Raw genomic sequence first — 19,011 nt, 5'->3', positions numbered from 1 at the left:
CCGGGGGCCCGGCAGGGGCCGGGGGCGGGGCGGGCGTGGGGGTGGGAGGGGTGTCGGTCGGGGGCATGGGCGCAGCCTGCGGGGCGGGGCGGCGGCGCGCCTAGACTTTCGGCTCCAGCCGAATGTCCTGCGCCCGCCGGGAGCCGCCGTGCCCTACCACCTGCTCTTCGGGGAGACCGATCCGCTGCGGATCCGCTTCGCGGTGTCGCCGCTGTGGGAGGCCCAGTCGGCGGTGCGGGTGCTGGCGCGGCCCCGGCAGCAGGGGTACCACCTGCCGTGGCTGCGGCGGATCGCCGGGGCCGCCCGGACGCTGGACCTCGCGCCGCTCCAGCTGCTGATGCCGGAGCGGGGGCACTCGCCGGACTTCCTGTATCCGCCGCCACTGGGTCCCGCGGCCTCCTTCGAGGAGGAGCTGGCCGCGGTGCGGGCGGTCGATCCGGCGCTGGTCGGCCCGGATCTGGCGCGGGCGCTGGCGTGCACGCCGGGGGCGGCGGAGAGCGCCGGGGGGCGGGCGATGCTGGCGGACCCGGCGGGCGCCGTGGCGCGGCTGGCGGACCTGCTCCAGGAGGCGTGGGAGGCGCTGGTCGCGCCCGAGTGGCCGCGGCTGCGGGCGCTCCTGGAGGCGGACGTGGCGTACCACTCGCGGCGGCTCGCGGAGGGCGGTCTGGAGCGGCTGCTCGACGAGCTGCACCCGTCGTTCTCGTGGGATCCGGAGGCGGCGGTGCTGGAGGTGGGCGCCTATCGCGGGGAGCACGTGCGGGCGCTGGGCGGGCGGGGTCTGGTGCTGATGCCGTCGGTGTTCATCTGGCCGGAGGTGGTGAGCGGCTTCGAGGAGCCGTGGCAGCCGACCGTGGTGTACCCGGCGCGCGGGATCGGCGGGCTGTGGACGGCGGCGCGGGAGCGGACGCCCGAGGCGCTGGCGCGGCTGCTCGGTCCGGTGCGGGCGGACGTGCTGTGCGCGCTGGCCGAGCCGATGGGGACGACGGCGCTGGCGCACCGGCTGGGGAGGGCGCCGTCGTCGGTGTCGGCGCACCTGTCGGTGCTGCGGGACGCGGGGCTGCTGACCTCGCGGCGTTACGGCCACCAGGTGCTGTACGAGCGGACGCCGCTGGGGATCGCGGTGTCGCAGCCGGACGCGGGGTGACCGTCATGTCACGATGAGCCCCGTTCGTCCCGCTGTCGCGGGCGGACCCACGCCCGTACTCCCCGTGTGCCGACCCAGGGGGCCGGATGTCCCGCCGTACCACCGTCACCGCCACGCTCGCCCTCCTCAGCGCGCTGCTGCTGACCGCGAGCGGCTGCTCCTCCGACGGGGCCGCGCCCTCCCCCGTCGGTCCGCCCGTCGCGACGGGGGGCGAGGCGCCGGCGCCGACCGGCGGCTCGCCGTTCTGGGTGGACCCGGAGAGCGACGCGGCCAAGCAGGTGCGGCAGTACGAGGCGCAGGGCCGCACCGAGGACGCCCGGGTGCTGAAGCGGATCTCGGAGCAGCCGGTCGCGGACTGGCCCGCCGGGGACGACCCGGTGCCGGAGGTCCGGCGGGCGGTGGGCGGGGCGACGGCCGAGAACCGGACCGCGGTCTTCGTGGCGTACAACATCCCGCACCGCGACTGCGGCATGTACTCGGCGGGCGGCGCGCACGACGCGCAGGCCTACCGGACGTGGGTGGACTCCTTCGCCTCGGCGATCGGTGACGCCTCGGCGGTGGTGGTGCTGGAGCCGGACGCGGTGCCGCACATGGTGGACGGCTGCACCCCGGAGCAGTACCACGAGGAGCGCTCGGCGCTGCTGGCCGGGGCGATCGAGCGGTTCAAGCGGCAGCCGGGGACCCGGGTCTACCTGGACGCGGGGAACCCGGCGTGGATCGACGACCCGGGGAAGCTGGTGGAGCCGCTGCGGCGGGCGGGGATCGCCCGCGCGGACGGCTTCTCGCTGAACGTGTCGAACTTCCAGACGACCGCGGCGGTGCGGGACTTCGGGGCGACCCTGTCGGGGCTGCTCGGCGGGATGCACTTCACGGTGGACACGAGCCGGAACGGCGCCGGCCCCCTCCCGGGGGACCGGGCGGAGGCCTGGTGCAACCCCCCGGGCCGGTCGCTCGGCGTGCCGCCGACGGACCGGACCGGGGACGCCCTGGTGGACGCGTACCTGTGGATCAAGCGGCCCGGCGACTCGGACGGGCAGTGCCGGGGCGGCCCGTCCGCGGGGACCTGGTGGCCGGAGTACGCGCTGGGGCTGGCCCGCCGCGCGGACGGCTGAGCCGGCTCAGCCGGTCCCCTTCGCCTCCTCCCCCGTGACCTGGACCCACTTCGCCTCGGAGGGGATGCCGGCCTCGTCGGTGACGAAGAGCATGTACCAGCCGGGCGGGACGAGGGTGCGGTCCTCGGGCGCGTCCACGGTGACGGTGAGCCCGTCCTCGCCCTTCGTCAGGCCCAGCTCCACCGAGCGCTGTTCCACGTCGGTGGTGTGGGTGACGGCGCTGGGCCGCATGAGGCGGGCCTTGGCGATCCGGCCCGCGTCCTTGGTCCTGAAGGTGGCCCGGCCGTTCCGGTCGAGCTCGCGCGGGCCCTCGCCGAGGACCGGCCGGTCGGCGCCGGCCTTGTGGAGGTAGGGCGGGGTGAAGACCTCGATGCGCTGCTCGAAGGTGCCGAGCTTGGTGTTGTCCTTGTCGTCGAAGAGCGGGTCGGAGCCGAAGGTGGCGACCCGTCCGTCGGGCAGCAGCAGCGCCTCCGAGTGGTAGTTGCGGCCGACGGTGGGGTCGGCCGCCGCCGCGAAGGCGTTGGTGGCGGGGTCGTAGAACTGCGCCTTGAGGATGTCGCTGCCGCCGCGGCCGCGGTAGTCGCGGGAGCCGCCGGTGGTGAAGACGGTGTCGTCGGGGAGCAGGACGCTGCTGAGGTAACGGGTGCCCTGCGGGAGGGGCGGGCCGTCCCGGAAGGTGGGGTTCTCGCCGCCCACGTCGACGATGGCGGTGCGGGCGGTGGACTTGGCGGACTCGCCGACCCCGCCGCCGCCGAGGACCATCACCTTCTGGTCCTGCGCGGGCGGCAGGATCAGGGAGGCGGAGGTCTCCAGCTGGTCGGGGTCGCTGAGGCCGGGCAGCTTGGTGAAGGTGTTGGTCTCCAGGTCCCACAGGCCGGGCGCGCGGCCCTTGTCGGCGGGGCCGTAGCCGGCGTTGGAGCCGGTGTAGAGGAGCTTGCCGCCCTTGGTGAGGAAGAGCGAGGGGTAGGTGGGGAAGTAGCGGAAGGGGCCCTTGGTCCACTTCTTGGTGGCGGGGTCGTAGATCTCGTTGTCGCCGGGCACGACGTCGCCGACGTCGTTGAGCCCGGAGACGGCGAGGACCCTGCCGTCCTGGAGGCCGACCAGGGTGGGGTACCAGCGGGCGTCCTTCATGGGGGCCACCGGGACGTACTTCTCCGCCTTGGGGTCGAACTCGTAGGCGGCCTTGATGCCCTGGAAGTCCTGCTTCTCGGTGGTGAGCTTCTGGGCGAGGCCGTAGACGTTGTCGGCCTCCTTCCCCTTGAGCCCGACGACCTCGTACTGCGCGGCCTCGGTGGTGAGGGCCTGCGGGCCCTCCTCGACGGCCTCGACGAAGACCCGGGCCTCGGCCGCGGTCACCTTGGTCTTCCACGGCTTCATCTGGCCGCTCTTGAAGTACGAGATCTCGAACTCGCGCTTCGCCTTGGGGACGGTGACGTCGGTGGTGGTGACGTACTCGACCCCGGACGGGGAGCGGAAGACGGTGCCCTTCTTCAGGGTGACCGCCTTGTCGGGGCTCTCGTTCTTCACCCGCATGCCGCCGCCGGCCTTCTTCACGCCGCCGTCGAGGACCTCGTAGCGGGCGGTGCCGCCGGCCACCAGGAGCCGCCCGTCGGGCAGTTGGCTGTGGCCGGCGCAGAAGAAGTCCTCGGGGGTGGGGATCTTCTTGAAGGTGTTCTTCACCGGGTCCCACAGGACGGTGTCGAAGGTGCCCGCGTCGAAGTTCTTCTGGTTGTTGCCGGAGCCGGCGATCAGCAGCACCTTGCCGGTGTGCAGCAGGGCGGCGTGGATGGCGTTGATCCGGGCCCCGTCCGGGACGGAGACGCCGCCCCAGGAGCCGTACTTCTTCTTGTAGCCGGGCTGGGCGATCTTGTAGGCGTGGTACTTCTCCGAGGCGAAGGAGACGGCCGCGGGCGCGTTGAGCGCCGCGAGCACGAGGACGGCGCCGCTGCCGAGCAGGGTCTTCTTGAACTTCTTGGACGGCCGGTAGGCCATGGATCAGTTCCCTCCGGTCGTCGTGGGCGCGGGGGTCGCGGGCGGGTGCGGGGGCAGGGGCGGGAACTGCGGCAGCGGCGGTACGGTGCGCAGCTCGATCCCCTTTCGGGCGACGGCGAGACGGCGGTCGCGGGTCCGGGCGCGGGCCCGTTCGCGGACCGTGTGGGCGCGCCGGTCGCGCAGGCGGGTGAAGGCCCAGACGGTCACCGGGGCGAGCGCGATGACCAGGGCGAGGACCGCCCAGGTGCGCATCGCCGCGTGGGTGTGGTCGAAGTGGACCGAGGCCGCCAGGGAGGCGACGAGGACGACCGCCCAGTAGAGGTGGATGCGGAAGGTGAGGACCCGGTCGGGGCTGGCGGCGCCGCCCTTGGGGGTGACGACGAAGCGGCCGCGGGTGCGCAGCAGCGCGGAGCCGAGGGACTTGAGGTAGATGGGCGCGGAGAGCGCGGACATCACCATGCCGGCGAGGCCGCCGGAGCCCTCGGGTTCGTGCGGGGAGACGTTGTGGCGGCGGTTCCAGAGGTAGAGGCCGATCTGGAGGGCGACGGCGTCGCTGTAGATCATCAGCCAGACCTGGGAGGAGACCTGGGTGCCGGAGGCGCCGAGCCACAGGTAGAGGACGCAACTGAGGATGCCGAGCAGCCAGTTGATCGCCGTCATGGGGTAGTAGACGAGCATGAGCGTGTAGTTGAGGAGGCGGCCGGGCGGCATGCTGAACGGCGCCTTCCAGTACTGCTTGATGATCGTCTCGTAGGTGCCCCGGGACCAGCGGAGCTGCTGGGTGAAGAAGTCGGTCCAGGACTCCGGGCCCTCGCCGACGGCGAGGACGTCGGGGGTGTAGACGGAGCGCCAGCGGTGGCCGGTGACCGGGTTCTTGCGGCGGTGCAGCTCGAAGCCGGTGGCCATGTCCTCGGTGATGGAGTCGTACAGGCCGCCGATCTGCTTGAGGGCGGAGATCCGGACGACGTTGTTGGTGCCGACGAACATCGGGGCGCGGTAGCGGTTGCCGGCGCGCTGGATGAGGGCGTGGAAGAGGAACTGCTGGGACTCGGCGGCCTTGGTGACGGCGCCCGTGTAGTTTCCGTAGACCTGCGGGCCGACGACGAAGGCGACGTCGGGGTCGCGGAAGTAACCGAGCATCCGCTCCAGGAAGTTGGGGAGCGGCACGTGGTCGGTGTCGACCGAGGCGAAGTACTCGTAGGCGTCGCCGTGCATGGCCAGCCAGGCGTTGTAGTTGCCGTGCTTGGTCTTCGCCTTGTGCGCGCCCTTCTTCCGGTTCCACTCGGGCACGCCGGCCCGGGTGAAGTGGCGGACGCCGAGCTCGGCGCAGAGGGCCTTGGCCTCGTCGCTGTCGCCCTCGTCGAGGAGCCACACGTGCAGGGTGCCGTCGTGCCGCATGCGGACGGCGGCCTCCAGGGTGGCGCGGACCATGGCGAGGGGTTCCTTGCCGGGCACGTAGGTGGTGAGGAAGGCGACCCGGGTGCCCCGGGCGGGGTACACGGGGACGGGGTCGCGGGCGACCATGGTGGCGTGGGCGATCGAGGAGACGTTCACCAGCATGAAGAGGCAGATGAGGCCGATCGACACGAGCATCACGGTGTCGTACGGCACCCGCCAGGTGTCGTCTCCCTCGCGGACGGTCCAGTGGCTGGGCCAGACCAGGTAGGCCAGGAGCACCGCGGAGAGCAGCGGGGCGAGCGCCATCAGGAGGACGGCTCGTATTCGGTGCGGCTCCTTCGCGAGCAGACTCGTGTACTGCACCTTGTACTGCGCCGCGTCCGGTTCCGTGAGGGGACCGGCGAGCCGGCTGTAGGTGTCGTAGTCGTAGCCTCCCGGCCGCACGGTGCCTCCAGCTGTCGTCGATCGGGTCGATATCCCCACAAAAGGGGAGATCGCCCGGTGTGTCGACTGGAGTGCTCCGAGTGAGGGCGTTCTACCGCCCGCGTCCACCCGATCGACGCAGCGTGTACGCGACCGCCTTCCGCGCCACCGGGTTGAGCTCCTCGACGGCGGCGAGCAGGGCGCCGAGTTGTTCGAGCGCGGTGAGGGCGGCGTCGGCGCCCTCCGGGTCGACGCCCTCGTAGAGTTCGAGCCCGACGAAGGAGGCGGCGACGGCCCGGGCCAGGCCGGCCGGGTCGGCGAAGCCGTCCAGCGGGGTGCCGGCGAGCACCCGGCGCAGGACGCCCTCGATCTCCTCGACCCACAGGTCGAGCCCGGCGGCGGTGGCCGGGACGAGCCGGGGGTGGGTCTGGGCGCCGGCGAGCAGCTGGGCGAGGACGGCGACGTGCCCGGCGTCCCGCTCCTCGTCGTGCATGGCCCGCCCGAAGGCGAGCAGCTCGGTGAGGCTGCCGACGGCCCGGAGCCGGTCGCGGTGGCGGGCCACCCGTTGTTCGGCGCCGCGCCGGCAGGCGGCGGCGAGCAGCTCGTCGACGGAGCCGAAGTGGTAGAAGACGAGGGCCTGGTTGACCCCGGCGGCGGCGGCGACGGTCCGGGCGGAGGCCCCGGCGATGCCGTGCTCCACGAGGGCCCGCAGGGCGCCGTCGAGCAGCTTCTCGCGGGTCTCGCGCCCCTTGGCGTCCCGCGCCGCCCGGGGCTTGGCCTCCCCGCTCACACCCGCCCCTCCTCGCGTACGCGGCACGCCGCCGGCCCGGTGGCGCTCCCCCGCGGAGACACCGGGCCGGCGGCGGCCGGGAACGGGAACGCGCCGTGGCGTCCCACGGCCACTCCCCCGTCTTGAGCGATCGCTCAAGGAGGACGTTAACCGATGTTGAGCACCCGCTCAAAGTCGCTCCGGGCAGCGAAAAGCCCCCGACCGGGGGTCGGGGGCTCCGGGCGGTCCGGGTTCAGGAGCCGAGGTGGCGCTCCACCGTCTCGACCTTGGCGGTGAGGCCGTCGGTGACGCCGGGCCGGATGTCGGCCTTGAGGACGACGGAGACGCGCGGGGCGCGGGCCTCGACGGCGGCGACGGCCCGCTTCACGACGTCCATCACCTCGTCCCACTCCCCCTCGATGGACGTGAACATGGCGTCGGTGCGGTTCGGCAGGCCGGACTCGCGGACGACGCGGACGGCGTCGGCGACGTACGCGCCGACCTCCTCGCCCACGCCGAGCGGGGTGACGGAGAACGCGACGATCACGCCTTCACCGCGCTCTCGGCGGCCTCGGCGCGGGCGCGGGAGGCGATGACGGCGGCCTCGGCCTCGGCCTTCAGCTTGCGGTCGGCGAAGAAGCCGCCGAAGGGCACGACGGAGAGGAGGAAGTAGACGGCGGCGGTGCCGAGGCTCCACTTGGTGCGGTTCCAGGCGTCCAGCCAGAAGAGCACGTAGAGGACGAAGAGCACGCCGTGGACGGCGCCCATCACCGGCACCGCGTTGAAGTCCGTGGTCCGCTTGAGCACCGAGCAGACCAGCAGGAGCAGGAACGATACGGCCTCGGGGGCGGAGACGAGCCGGAGGCGGTGGAGCGAGGAAGCGGTCTTGAGGTCCACGGAGGGGTCACCTTCGTTTCGAGCCGATGATGCGGGCCGGTGCCGCGGGCCGGCGGGCGGGCCGCCGGGCGCGATCTTGTGAACGGATGCACAAGGGGTGGGCGGATCCATTGTGCACGCCGACTTTGCTGTCTCTTTATCCGGGTCCCCGCTACCTTCGGGCCGTGGCTACGTTCCGACTCCAGGGCAGCAAGGTGCTCGCCGTGACGATGACCGGCGACGCCGTCAAGGCGAAGAACGGCTCGATGGTCGCCTACGACGGGCAGATGGCGTTCAAGAAGATGAGCGGCGGCGGTGAGGGCCTGCGCGGCATGGTCACCCGCCGCCTGACGGGGGAACAGATGGAGGTGATGGAGGTCAGGGGCCAGGGGACCTGCTGGTTCGCCGACCGGGCCTCCGAGATCAACCTCGTCCACCTGCACGGCGACAAGCTGTGGGTGGAGGCGAGCAACCTGCTCTGCACCGACGCGGGGCTGCGCACCGGCACCACCTTCACCGGCCTGCGCGGCGGCGCGACCGGCAACGGCCTCTTCACCACCACGGTGGAGGGCACCGGACAGGCGGCGATCACGTCCGACGGCCCCGCGACGGTGCTCCGGGTGACCCCGCAGTACCCGCTGTCGGTCGACCCGGGGGCGTACGTCGCCCACCAGGGGAACCTCCAGCAGCACTTCCAGTCGGGTGTGACCTTCCGCACCCTTCTCGGCGAGGGCGGCGGCGAGGCGTTCCAGATCCGCTTCGAGGGCGACGGGCTGGTGTACGTCCAGCCGAGCGAGCGCAACACGATCGGAGGGGACGTCTGATGCCGTTCCGCGAGGTGAACTCGAAGATGGTCGAGGCGACCGTCGTCCCGGGGCAGCGGCTGTTCAGCCAGCGCGGCGCGATGCTCGCGTACCGGGGGGACGTCACGTTCACGCCGAACATGGCGGGCGGCCAGGGCGGCCTGATGTCGATGATCGGCCGCCGGGTGGCCGGCGAGGCGACGCCGCTGATGACGGTGGAGGGCTCCGGCACGGTGATGTTCGGGCACGGCGGCCACCACGTCCAGGTGATCGCGCTGACCGGGGACACCCTCCACGTGGAGGCGGACCGGCTGCTCGCCTTCGACGGGACCCTGGAGCAGGGCACGATGTTCATGGGCTCGCAGGGCGGGGTGATGGGTCTGGTGCGCGGGCAGGTGACCGGCCAGGGCCTCTTCACGACGACCCTCAAGGGCCACGGCTCGGTGGCGGTGATGGCGCACGGCGGGGTGATCGAGCTGCCGATCGGCCCGGGCCGTCCGGTGCACGTCGACCCGCAGGCGTACGTGGCCCACCACGGCGACGTCCGCAACAAGCTCTCGACGGCGCTGGGCTGGCGGGACATGGTGGGCCGCGGTTCGGGCGAGGCCTTCCAGCTGGAGCTGAGCGGCAGCGGTGCGGTGTACGTCCAGGCGTCGGAGGAGAAGCTGTGAGCACCCCTGTCATCCACGATCCGCAGACCCTGCCGTCGGACGACAACGTCAACGCGTACACCTTCTGCGTGGAGCTCAAGGGCTCCCAGTGGTTCCTGCAGAAGGGCAAGATGATCGCCTACTACGGGCGGATCGAGTTCAACGGCATCGGGCACGGGCGGCTCGACCGGCTGGTGCGCACGTCCTTCCACTCGCCGCTGCACGCGAGCGACTGGGTGGTGGCCGAGGGCTCCGGGAAGATGCTGCTCGCGGACCGGGCCTTCGACGTGAACTCGTACGACCTGGACGAGGGCAACCTGACGATCCGTTCGGGGAACCTGCTGGCCTACCAGCCGACGCTGGCGCTGAAGCAGTCGATCGTGCCGGGGTTCGTGACCCTGATCGGAACCGGGAAGTTCGTGGCCGCGTCGAACGGTCCGGTGGTCTTCATGGAGCCGCCGCTGCGGGTGGACCCGCAGGCGCTGGTCGGCTGGGCGGACTGTCCCTCGCCCTGTCACCATTACGACCACGCCTACCTGACGGGCGTGATGGGCGGCGTGCGGGCCCTGACCGGCATCGGGGGCTCCTCGGGCGAGGAGCACCAGTTCGAGTTCGTGGGCGCGGGCACGGTGCTGCTCCAGTCGACGGAGCTGCTGATGGCGGAGCGGGAGATCGGCGGGCCGCCGGCCCAGGCCGGGGTTCCGGGCGGGCACGGGGCGCACGGTTCCGGCCAGGCGGTGCAGGGCGCGGTACCGCGCCTTCCCGGCCAGCTGGGCGACCTGCAGCGGCGCTTCGGGCTGTGAGCGGTAGTCTGCGGAGCGTGACGCTTCGAACGGCCGCGCGGGGACCGCGGCCGTTCCGGCGGGTGCCGAGCGTCACCCCGCAGATTTCGTCAAGTATTCAACTTCTTAGGTAGAATCCACTCATGGACACCGAGACGGCCACCCCCTGGCTCACCGACGCCGAGCAGTGCGCGTGGCGCACCTTCCTCGACGTCCAGAGAATGCTGACGCACCAGCTGGAGCGGGACCTCCAGCCCTTCGGCCTGACGATGAACGACTACGAGATCCTCGTCAACCTCTCCGAGTCCGCCGACCGCAGGCTGCGGATGAGCGACCTCGCGGCCGCCACCCTCCAGTCCAAGAGCCGCCTCTCCCACCAGATCACCCGGATGGAGAACGCCGGCCTGGTCGAGCGCGTCAACTGCGAGTCCGACCGGCGCGGCCTCTACGCGGTCCTCACCGACCGCGGCATGGAGACCATGCGCAAGGTCGCCCCGCACCACGTGGAGTCCGTCCGCGACCACTTCATCGACCGGCTCACCCCGGACGCGCTCGGCGACCTCCACGAGTCGCTGAAGCCGGTCGCCGAGCGGCTGCGCGGCAAGCGCGGCAAGCCGTGACCTGACAGAGATGCGCCGGAGGGCCTCCCCGCGACGGGGAGGCCCTCCGGCGTTCTTCCGGCCGCTCAGTTGCCGGTCAGGCTCGCCAGCAGCTCGTCGGAGGCCGCGTACGGGTCGAGCGCGCCGGTCGCGATCCGCTCGGCCAGCGCGTCCAGGCGCCGGTCCCCGTGCAGGTCGCCGATCCGCTCGCGCAGCGCCGTGATGGTGATGGTCTCCACCTCGCGGGCCGCACGGGCCTTGCGGCGCTCCGCCAGGACCCCGTGCTCCTCCATCCAGGCCCGGTGCTTCTGCAGGGCCTCCACGACCTCGTCCACGCCCTCGCCGCGCGCCGCGACCGTCTTCACGATCGGCGGGCGCCAGTCGCCCGGCCCGCGGGCCTCGCCGAGGCCCAGCATGTGGTTGAGCTCGCGGGCGGTGGCGTCGGCGCCGTCCCGGTCCGCCTTGTTGACCACGTACACGTCGCCGATCTCCAGGATGCCCGCCTTCGCGGCCTGGATGCCGTCGCCCATGCCCGGCGCGAGCAGCACCACCGAGGTGTCGGCCTGCCCGGCGATCTCCACCTCGGACTGGCCGACGCCGACGGTCTCCACCAGGATCACGTCGCAGCCGGCCGCGTCCAGGACGCGGATGGCCTGCGGGGCGGACCAGGCGAGACCGCCCAGGTGGCCGCGGGTGGCCATCGAGCGGATGTAGACGCCCGGGTCGGAGGCGTGCTCCGACATCCGGACCCGGTCGCCGAGGAGCGCGCCGCCGCTGAACGGCGAGGACGGGTCCACGGCGAGCACGCCGACCCGCTTGCCGGCCCGGCGGTACGCGGTCACCAGCGCCGAGGTCGAGGTGGACTTGCCGACGCCGGGCGAGCCGGTCAGGCCCACCACGTAGGCGTTGCCGGTGAGCGGGGCCAGCGCCGCCATCACCTCGCGCAGCTGCGGGGACGCCCCCTCCACGAGCGAGATCAGGCGGGCCACGGCCCGCGGCCTGCCCTCCCGTGCCTGGGCGACCAGTGCGGGGACGTCCACCATGCTGCGTTCTCCTGGTTCTGCTGGCTGGGGTCTTACTTGCCGGCCACGCGGATGATCAGCGCGTCGCCCTGGCCGCCGCCGCCGCACAGCGCGGCCGCGCCGGTGCCGCCGCCGCGCCGCTTGAGCTCCAGCGCCAGGTGGAGCACCACGCGGGCGCCGGACATGCCGATCGGGTGGCCGAGGGCGATGGCGCCGCCGTTGACGTTCACCTTTTCCGGGGACACCCCGAGGTCCTTCATGGACTGCACGGCGACCGCGGCGAAGGCCTCGTTGATCTCGATCAGGTCGAGGTCGTCGACGGTCAGGCCGTCCTTCTTCAGGGCCTGCAGGATGGCGTTGGACGGCTGCGACTGGAGCGAGTTGTCCGGGCCGGCCACGTTGCCGTGGGCGCCGATCTCGGCGATCCACTCCAGGCCCAGCTCCTGGGCCTTGGCCTTGCTCATCACGACCACGGCGGCGGCGCCGTCGGAGATCTGCGAGGAGGTGCCGGCGGTGATGGTGCCGTCCTTGGCGAAGGCGGGGCGGAGCTTGCCGAGGGACTCGACGGTGGTCTCGGCGCGGACGCCCTCGTCCTTGGCGAAGATCACCGGCTCGCCCTTGCGCTGCGGGATCTCGATCGGGGTGATCTCGGCCTCGAAGACGCCGTTCTTCTGGGCGGCGGCGGCGCGCTGGTGCGACAGCGCGGCGATCTCGTCCTGGGAGGCGCGGTCGATGCCGAGGCGGGTGTTGTGCTTCTCGGTCGACTCGCCCATCGCGATGTTCTCGAAGGCGTCGGTCAGACCGTCGTGCGCCATCGCGTCGAGCATCTCGATCGCGCCGTACTTGTAGCCCTCGCGGGACTTCGGCAGCAGGTGCGGGGCGTTGGTCATGGACTCCTGGCCGCCGGCGACGACCACGTCGAACTCGCCGGCGCGGATCAGCTGGTCGGCCAGCGCGATGGCGTCCAGGCCCGACAGGCACACCTTGTTGATGGTGAGGGCGGGGACGTTCATCGGGATGCCGGCCTTGACGGCGGCCTGGCGGGCGGGGATCTGGCCGGCGCCCGCCTGGAGCACCTGGCCCATGATCACGTACTGCACCTGGTCCCCGCCGATGCCGGCCCGGTCCAGCGCGGCCTTGATGGCGAAGCCGCCCAGATCGGCGCCGGAGAAGGACTTGAGCGAGCCGAGCAGGCGACCCATGGGCGTGCGGGCGCCCGCGACGATCACTGAGGTGGTACCGGTCGTTCCAGACATGAGGCACGGCCCCTTGGGATGAGGAGTGAACGAGGGTTTACCGCCAATGTACTGAGCGGTGCGGCGCGAGGTCACCGGCCTGCCGGTGTGACGGCGCGCACGTTGCGTAACCATCCCGGCGGGAGTGCACTGGAGCCATGCTGACGCGTATCGACCACATCGGGATCGCCTGCTTCGACCTGGACAAGACCGTCGAGTTCTACCGTGCCACGTACGGCTTCGAGGTCTACCACTCCGAGGTCAACGAGGAACAGGGCGTCCGCGAGGCCATGCTCCGGATCAACGCCACCGACGACGGCGGCGCCTCCTACCTCCAGCTCCTGGAGCCGACCCGGGAGGACTCCGCGGTGGGCAAGTGGCTGGCCAAGAACGGCGAGGGCGTGCACCACATCGCCTTCGGCACCGCGGACGTCGACGGGGACGCCGAGGCCATCCGCTCCAAGGGCGTCCGGGTCCTCTACGACGAGCCCCGGACCGGCTCCATGGGCTCCCGGATCACCTTCCTCCACCCCAAGGACTGCCACGGCGTCCTGACCGAACTCGTCACCTCCGCACGGCCTTCCGCCGACCACTCCTCAGCGGAGCACTGACCTCCGTATTCCCGGCCCGGTAGAGTGGGCGGCTCCGGGCCGGGGCCGGTCGGGGCCGCTTCGCGCGGCGCCGTAGTCGGGATGTCGGGGTCGTCCGATCTGCCACGATTCCCCGGGGGGCCGTTCTGTCCGGTGAACGGTGCTCGTCGGAACGTAGCGACCAGGGTTGGGGTCTCCCCTGCTCGGAGAGCTCGGGGAAGGATGGACCGCGCAGTGCGGGGCTACGAACGCCAGGAGAGCCACCGAGCTGAAGACGACCATCTCTCGCGGTTCGAAGCCGAGATGGAACGGCTGAAGAAGGAGCGAGAGAAGGCCGTCCAGCACGCCGAGGACCTCGGTTACCAGGTCGAGGTCTTGCGTGCCAAGCTCCACGAGGCGCGGCGCACCATCGCGTCCCGTCCCGCCTACGACAGCGCGGACATCGGCTACCAGGCCGAGCAGCTGCTGCGCAACGCCCAGGCGCAGGCCGAGCAGCTGCGCCAGGACGCCGAGCGGGAGCTGCGCGAGGCCCGGGCGCAGACCCAGCGGATCCTCCAGGAGCACGCGGAGCACCAGGCCCGGCTCCAGGCCGAGCTGCACAACGAGGCCGTCCAGCGCCGCCAGCAGCTCGACCAGGAGCTGAACGAGCGCCGCCAGACCGTCGAGGCCCACGTCAACGAGAACGTGGCCTGGGCCGAGCAGCTGCGCGCCCGCACCGAGGCCCAGGCCCGCCGGCTGATGGACGAGGCCCGTGCCGAGGCCGAGCAGTCGCTCTCCGCGGCCCGCGCCGAGGCCACCCGGCTCTCCGAGGAGACCGGCCGCCGGGTCGGCGCCGAGGCGGAGGCCGCCCGCGCCGAGGCGGAAGCGATTCTGCTGCGCGCCCGCAAGGACGCCGAGCGGCTGATGACGGCCGCCTCCACGCAGGCCCAGGAGGCCACCGGCCACGCCGAGCAGCTGCGTACCGCCGCCGTCGCCGAGACCGACCAGGCCCGGCGCCAGGCCACCGAGCTGTCCCGCGCCGCCGAGCAGCGGATGCAGGAGGCCGAGGAGAGGCTGCGGCAGGCCCGCGCCGAGGCCGACAAGGCCCTCAACGAGGCCAAGGAGTCCGCGGCGAAGACGCTGGCCTCCGCCGACTCCGTCAACGAACAGCGCACCCGGACGGCCAAGTCGGAGATCGCCCGGCTGGTCGGCGAGGCCACCGAGAAGGCGGAGGCCCTCAAGGCCGAGGCCGAGGAGAAGCTGCGCGAGGCGACCGCGCGCTCCGAGAAGCTGGTCGCCGAAGCCACCGAGAAGGCCCGCACGGCCGCCGCCGAGGACTCGGCCGCCGCGCTCGCGAAGGCCGCCCGCAGCGCCGAGGAGATCCTCAGCAAGGCGTCCGAGGACGCCGCCGAGACCACCCGCAAGGCCTCCGAGGAGGCCGAGCGGATCCGCCGCGAGGCCGAGACCGAGGCCGACCGGCTGCGGTCCCGCGCCGAGGAGTCGGCCGACGAACTGCTCGGCTCGGCCAAGGACGACACCAAGGAGTACCGGGCCAAGACCGTCGAGCTCCAGGAGGAGGCCCGGCGGCTGCGCGGCGAGGCCGAGCAGCTGCGCGCCGAGGCCATCGCCGAGGGCGAGCGGATCCGCGGCGAGGCCCGTCGCGAGGCCGTCCAGCAGATCGAGGAGGCGGCGAAGACCGCCGAGGAGCTGCTGGCCAAGGCGAAGGCCGACGCCGACGAGCTGCGCTCGAACGCCGGCGCGGAGAGCGAGAAGGTCCGCTCGGAGGCGATGGAGCGCGCCCAGACGCTCCGGACCCAGGCCGAGGAGACCCTGGAGCGGACCCGCGCCGAGGCGGAGCGGCTGCGCGCCGAGTCCGAGGAGCAGGCCGAGGAGGTGCGGGCGGCGGCCGAGAAGGCCGCCGACCGGCTGCGCGCGGACGCCGAGCGGGCCGCCGAGGCCCGCCGGGCCGAGGCCGCCGAGGAGCTGGCCCGGCTGCACGCCGACGCCGAGGCGAAGGTGGCGGCGGCCGGCCGGGAGCTGACCGACGCCCGTGCCGAGGGCGAGCGGATCCGGCGCGAGGCCGCCGAGGAGACCGAGCGGCTGCGCACCGAGGGCGCCGAGCGGATCCGGGTGCTGCGGGAGCAGGCCGAGACCGAGGCCGACCGGCTGCGGACCGAGGCCGCGGCGGACGCCTCCGCGGCCCGCGCCGAGGCCGAGGCCACCGCGCAGCGGCTCACCTCCGAGGCGGAGACCGAGGCCGAGCGGCTGCGGTCGGAGGCCCAGGAGACCGCCGACCGGGTGCGGGCCGAGGCCGCGGCCGCGGCCGAGCGCGTCGCCGCGGAGGCCGCGGAGGCGCTGTCCGCCGCCCGGGAGGAGGCCAACCGGCGCCGCCGGGAGGCCGAGGAGACGCTGGAGTCGGCCCGGTCCGAGGCCGGCCGGGAGCGGGAGCACGCCCGGGAGCAGTCCGAGGAGCTGCTCGCCGCCGCCCGCAAGCGGGTGGAGGACGCCCAGGCCGAGGCCCAGCGCCTGGTCGAGGAGGCGGACGCGCGGGCGACCGAGATGGTCTCCGCCGCCGAGCAGACCGCGCAGGAGGTCCGCGACTCCGTCGCCGGGCTGCGCGAGCAGGCCGAGGAGGAGATCGCCGGGCTGCGGTCGGCCGCGGAGCACGCGGCGGAGCGGACCCGCACCGAGGCGCAGGAGGAGGCGGACCGGGTCCGCGCCGACGCGCACGGGGAGCGGGAGCGGGCCTCGGAGGACGCGGCCCGCACGCGCGCGCGTGCCCAGGAGGAGTCCGAGGCCGCGAAGGCGCTGGCCGAGCGGACGGTCGCGGACGCGCTCGCGGACGCCGAGAAGCTGCGGACGGACACCGCCGAGTACGCGCAGCGGGTGCGGACCGAGGCGACGGACGCGCTGGCGTCGGCCGAGCAGGACGCGGCGCGCACCCGGGCGGACGCCCGGGACGACGCCAACCGGATCCGTTCGGAGGCGGCCGAGAAGGCCGAGGGCGTGGTCGGCGAGGCGACGGCGGAGGCCGAGCGGATCGCGGCCGAGGCCGAGCGGGTCCTCGACGAGGCCCGCCAGGCGGCCGACAAGCGGCGCCAGGACGCGGCCGAGCAGGCCGACACCCTCGTCGGCGAGGCCACGGCCGAGGCCGAGCGGATCGGCGCGGAGGCCGCCCAGGTCCTGGACGAGGCCCGGAAGGACGCCGACAAGCGGCGCCGGGACGCGGCCGAGCAGGCCGACGCCCTGGTCGGCGAGGCCACGGCGGAGGCCGGCCGGATCGCGGCCGAGGCCGCCGAGCTGCGCGAGACCACCGAGCGGGACGCGGCCCGGCTGCGGACCGAGGCGGAGCAGGTCAAGACGGACGGCGAGGCGCACGCCCAGGCGCTGCGGACGGCGGCCCTGGCCGACGCCGAGCAGATCCTGGACGAGGCCCGCCAGGCGGCCGACAAGCGGCGCCAGGACGCGGCCGAGCAGGCCGACGCCCTGGTCGGCGAGGCCACGGCGGAGGCCGGCCGGATCACCGACGAGGCGGTCGAGCTGGCCGAGTCGGTGACGGCAGACGCCCGGACCGAGGCGGAGCGGACCCTCGCGGACGCGGCCGGCGAGGCCGAGCGGCTGCGGGCCGAGGGCGCCGAGGAGCTGGAGTCGGCCCGTCGGGACGCCGAGCGGATCCGTACGGAGTCGGCGCGGGTCAAGGAGGACGCCGAGGCGGCCGCCGAGCAGATGCGCTCCGAGGCCCGCGACGAGGCCGACCGGACCCTGGACGAGGCCCGCGAGGCCGGCGCGCGCAAGCGCGCGGACGCGGCCGAGCAGGCCGACCAGCTCATCGCCAAGGCCCGTGAGGAGGCGCTGCGCGCCACCGCGGAGGCGGAGACGCAGGCCGACACGATGGTCGGCGCGGCCCGCAAGGAGGCCGACCGGATCGTCGCCGAGGCGACCGTGGAGGGCAACGCGCTGGTGGAGAAGGCGCGGACCGACGCGGACGAGCTCCTGGTCGGGGCGCGGCAGGACGCGACCGCCATAAGGGATCGGGCCGAGGAGCTGCGGGGCCGGATCGAGGGCGAGATCGAGGAGCTGCACGAGCGGGCGCGGCGCGAGTCGGCCGAGCAGATGAAGACGGCCGGCGAGCGCGTCGACAAGCTGGTGAAGGCCGCGGAGGAGCAGCGCGTCGAGGCCGAGGAGAAGGCCAAGGAGATGATCTCGGAGGCGAGTTCGGAGGCGAGCAAGGTCCGGATCGCCGCGGTCAGGAAGGCGGACGCCCTCCTGAAGGAGGCCGAGCAGAAGAAGAGTTCGCTGGTGGCCGAGGCCGAGCGGATCAAGGCGGAGGCGGAGGCCGAGGCGGCGCGGCTGGTCGAGGAGGGCCGGCGCGAGCTGGAGACGCTGACCCGGCGCCGTACCGACATCAATGCCGAGATCTCCCGTGTCCAGGACGTTCTGGAGGCGTTGGAGTCTTTCGAGACTCCGTCGGCCGGGACGAAGGACGGCCTCAAGGCGGGCGTTTCCTCGGGGTCCACTCGTTCGGGTGGCAAGTCCCAGGACGGCTAGCCACTCAAAAGGCTGGACATTCTCCAGATCAAACGGGCATACGCTCGATGACACGCCGCTTCGGCCCCTAGGATTCCCTCTAACACCTCACCGGTCTCATTCGACAGGAACCCCATGAGCGACACATCCTCCCCCTTCGGCTTCGAGCTCGTGCGGCGTGGTTACGACCGCGGTCAGGTGGACGACCGCATTACCAAGCTCGTCGCCGACCGTGACAGCGCACTGGGCCGCATCACCTCTCTGGAGAAGCGCATCGAGGAGCTCCACCTCGAAACGCAGAACGCCCAGGCCCAGGTGAGCGACGCGGAGCCGTCGTACGCCGGTCTCGGCGCGCGGGTCGAGAAGATCCTCCGCCTCGCCGAGGAGGAGGCGAAGGACCTGCGCGAGGAGGCCCGTCGCGCCGCCGAGCAGCACCGCGAGCTGGCCGAGTCGGCCGCCCAGCAGGTGCGCAACGACGCGGAGTCGTTCGCGGCGGACCGCAAGGCGAAGGCCGAGGACGAGGGCGTCCGGATCGTCGAGAAGGCGCAGGGCGAGGCCAACTCGCTGCGCGCCGAGGCGCAGAAGGACGCGCAGTCGAAGCGCGAGGAGGCGGACGCCCTCTTCGAGGAGACCCGCGCCAAGGCCGCCCAGGCCGCCGCGGACTTCGAGACCAACCTGGCCAAGCGCCGCGAGCAGTCCGAGCGCGACCTGGCCTCCCGTCAGGCCAAGGCCGAGAAGCGCCTCGCCGAGATCGAGCACCGCGCCGAGCAGCTCCGCCTGGAGGCGGAGAAGCTGCGGACGGACGCCGAGCGCCGGGCCCGCCAGACGGTGGAGACCGCGCAGCGCCAGGCCGAGGACATCGTGGCCGACGCGAACGCCAAGGCCGACCGGATCCGTTCGGAATCGGAGCGCGAGCTGGCGGCGCTGACGAACCGCCGCGACTCCATCAACGCGCAGCTGACCAACGTCCGCGAGATGCTGGCGACGCTGACCGGTGCCGCGGTGGCGGCGGCCGGCTCCCCGCTGGACGAGGACCGCTCCGCGGGCGTCCCGGCGCAGCAGACCCGGTAGGCCCCGGCCGAGCCGGGAGCGCGTGCGTTCCGGACCCCC

Annotated in this window: 16 protein-coding genes; 9 read left to right on the top strand and 7 right to left on the bottom strand. The window is 73.2% G+C overall.

The window, feature by feature from the left end; all coding sequences use genetic code 11:
* The first annotated feature begins 148 nt into the window (after positions 1–148).
* Complete coding sequence (locus ACFW6A_RS09270) at positions 149–1,144, top strand: DUF5937 family protein (RefSeq protein ID WP_351841323.1); 996 nt, start codon at positions 149–151, stop codon at positions 1,142–1,144.
* An 86-nt stretch (positions 1,145–1,230) separates the two neighbouring features.
* Positions 1,231–2,256 carry a glycoside hydrolase family 6 protein gene (locus tag ACFW6A_RS09265; protein ID WP_386639606.1) on the top strand — a complete coding sequence of 342 codons (1,026 nt, stop codon included), beginning with the start codon at positions 1,231–1,233 and terminating at the stop codon, positions 2,254–2,256.
* Positions 2,257–2,262: 6 nt separating this feature from the next.
* Here the strand turns inward: ACFW6A_RS09265 and ACFW6A_RS09260 are convergent, their stop codons facing one another.
* The 5 genes from ACFW6A_RS09260 to ACFW6A_RS09240 form a co-directional block, all read right to left on the bottom strand.
* A complete protein-coding gene (locus ACFW6A_RS09260) occupies positions 2,263–4,248 on the bottom strand; it encodes a galactose oxidase-like domain-containing protein (protein WP_386639603.1) in 1,986 nt (661 codons plus the stop codon).
* A 3-nt stretch (positions 4,249–4,251) separates the two neighbouring features.
* Positions 4,252–6,090 carry a glycosyltransferase family 2 protein gene (locus ACFW6A_RS09255; RefSeq protein WP_386482349.1) on the bottom strand — a complete coding sequence of 613 codons (1,839 nt, stop codon included), beginning with the start codon at positions 6,088–6,090 and terminating at the stop codon, positions 4,252–4,254.
* A 91-nt stretch (positions 6,091–6,181) separates the two neighbouring features.
* Positions 6,182–6,859 carry a TetR/AcrR family transcriptional regulator gene (locus tag ACFW6A_RS09250; RefSeq protein ID WP_351841331.1) on the bottom strand — a complete coding sequence of 226 codons (678 nt, stop codon included), beginning with the start codon at positions 6,857–6,859 and terminating at the stop codon, positions 6,182–6,184.
* A 232-nt stretch (positions 6,860–7,091) separates the two neighbouring features.
* Complete coding sequence (locus ACFW6A_RS09245; protein WP_351841333.1) at positions 7,092–7,385, bottom strand: MTH1187 family thiamine-binding protein; 294 nt, start codon at positions 7,383–7,385, stop codon at positions 7,092–7,094.
* Positions 7,382–7,735: a DUF3817 domain-containing protein gene (locus ACFW6A_RS09240; RefSeq protein ID WP_351841335.1), complete on the bottom strand. Its 354-nt coding sequence runs from the start codon at positions 7,733–7,735 to the stop codon at positions 7,382–7,384. The genes ACFW6A_RS09245 and ACFW6A_RS09240 overlap by 4 nt, the downstream gene beginning before the upstream one ends.
* Before the next feature lie 164 nt (positions 7,736–7,899).
* Between ACFW6A_RS09240 and ACFW6A_RS09235 the strand changes: the two genes are divergently transcribed.
* The 4 genes from ACFW6A_RS09235 (at position 7,900) to ACFW6A_RS09220 (ending at position 10,569) form a co-directional block, all read left to right on the top strand.
* On the top strand, positions 7,900–8,538 hold the full coding sequence (locus ACFW6A_RS09235) for an AIM24 family protein (RefSeq protein WP_351841337.1): 639 nt from the start codon (positions 7,900–7,902) through the stop codon (positions 8,536–8,538).
* A complete protein-coding gene (locus ACFW6A_RS09230) occupies positions 8,538–9,188 on the top strand; it encodes an AIM24 family protein (RefSeq protein ID WP_386482345.1) in 651 nt (216 codons plus the stop codon). Before ACFW6A_RS09235 ends, ACFW6A_RS09230 begins: the two co-directional genes overlap by 1 nt.
* A complete protein-coding gene (locus tag ACFW6A_RS09225; protein WP_351841341.1) occupies positions 9,185–9,970 on the top strand; it encodes an AIM24 family protein in 786 nt (261 codons plus the stop codon). Before ACFW6A_RS09230 ends, ACFW6A_RS09225 begins: the two co-directional genes overlap by 4 nt.
* 122 nt (positions 9,971–10,092) lie before the next feature.
* Complete coding sequence (locus tag ACFW6A_RS09220) at positions 10,093–10,569, top strand: MarR family transcriptional regulator (protein WP_351841343.1); 477 nt, start codon at positions 10,093–10,095, stop codon at positions 10,567–10,569.
* Between the two features lie 65 nt (positions 10,570–10,634).
* On the opposite strand, the gene meaB is transcribed toward ACFW6A_RS09220, so the two are convergent.
* Together meaB and ACFW6A_RS09210 are read right to left on the bottom strand one after the other, a co-directional pair.
* Entirely contained in the window at positions 10,635–11,591 is a 957-nt protein-coding gene (meaB, locus tag ACFW6A_RS09215; RefSeq protein WP_386639600.1) for a methylmalonyl Co-A mutase-associated GTPase MeaB, read from the bottom strand.
* 32 nt (positions 11,592–11,623) lie between these two features.
* Positions 11,624–12,826 (bottom strand): acetyl-CoA C-acetyltransferase, encoded by a 1,203-nt coding sequence (locus ACFW6A_RS09210; protein WP_351841347.1) that lies wholly within the window; start codon positions 12,824–12,826, stop codon positions 11,624–11,626.
* 137 nt (positions 12,827–12,963) lie between these two features.
* Here ACFW6A_RS09210 and mce point away from each other — a divergent pair, with 137 nt between their 5' ends.
* The 3 genes from mce (at position 12,964) to ACFW6A_RS09195 (ending at position 18,972) form a co-directional block, all read left to right on the top strand.
* On the top strand, positions 12,964–13,416 hold the full coding sequence (mce, locus tag ACFW6A_RS09205) for a methylmalonyl-CoA epimerase (protein WP_351841349.1): 453 nt from the start codon (positions 12,964–12,966) through the stop codon (positions 13,414–13,416).
* 213 nt (positions 13,417–13,629) lie between these two features.
* Positions 13,630–17,922 carry a polarized growth protein Scy gene (gene scy / locus ACFW6A_RS09200; RefSeq protein ID WP_386639687.1) on the top strand — a complete coding sequence of 1,431 codons (4,293 nt, stop codon included), beginning with the start codon at positions 13,630–13,632 and terminating at the stop codon, positions 17,920–17,922.
* Between the two features lie 114 nt (positions 17,923–18,036).
* Positions 18,037–18,972, top strand: a complete 936-nt coding sequence (locus ACFW6A_RS09195; protein ID WP_200427663.1) for a cellulose-binding protein — start codon at positions 18,037–18,039, stop codon at positions 18,970–18,972.
* Positions 18,973–19,011: the final 39 nt, after the last annotated feature.

Origin of the sequence: Streptomyces sp. NPDC058758, assembly GCF_042746075.1 — a bacterium.
Lineage (GTDB): Bacteria > Actinomycetota > Actinomycetes > Streptomycetales > Streptomycetaceae > Streptomyces.
Note: the sequence above shows the minus strand (reverse complement) of the source record. Positions and strands in the feature narration are given on the sequence as shown.

What these genes read in the sequence shown, in the direction of transcription:
- ACFW6A_RS09230 (WP_386482345.1), top strand. Translation starts at nt 8,538, where the DNA reads ATGCCGTTCCGCGAGGTGAACTCGAAGATGGTCGAGGCGACCGTCGTC.
- ACFW6A_RS09260 (WP_386639603.1), bottom strand. Translation starts at nt 4,248, where the DNA reads ATGGCCTACCGGCCGTCCAAGAAGTTCAAGAAGACCCTGCTCGGCAGC.
- meaB (WP_386639600.1), bottom strand. Translation starts at nt 11,591, where the DNA reads ATGGTGGACGTCCCCGCACTGGTCGCCCAGGCACGGGAGGGCAGGCCG.
- mce (WP_351841349.1), top strand. Translation starts at nt 12,964, where the DNA reads ATGCTGACGCGTATCGACCACATCGGGATCGCCTGCTTCGACCTGGAC.
- ACFW6A_RS09195 (WP_200427663.1), top strand. Translation starts at nt 18,037, where the DNA reads ATGAGCGACACATCCTCCCCCTTCGGCTTCGAGCTCGTGCGGCGTGGT.
- ACFW6A_RS09220 (WP_351841343.1), top strand. Translation starts at nt 10,093, where the DNA reads ATGGACACCGAGACGGCCACCCCCTGGCTCACCGACGCCGAGCAGTGC.
- ACFW6A_RS09265 (WP_386639606.1), top strand. Translation starts at nt 1,231, where the DNA reads ATGTCCCGCCGTACCACCGTCACCGCCACGCTCGCCCTCCTCAGCGCG.
- ACFW6A_RS09210 (WP_351841347.1), bottom strand. Translation starts at nt 12,826, where the DNA reads ATGTCTGGAACGACCGGTACCACCTCAGTGATCGTCGCGGGCGCCCGC.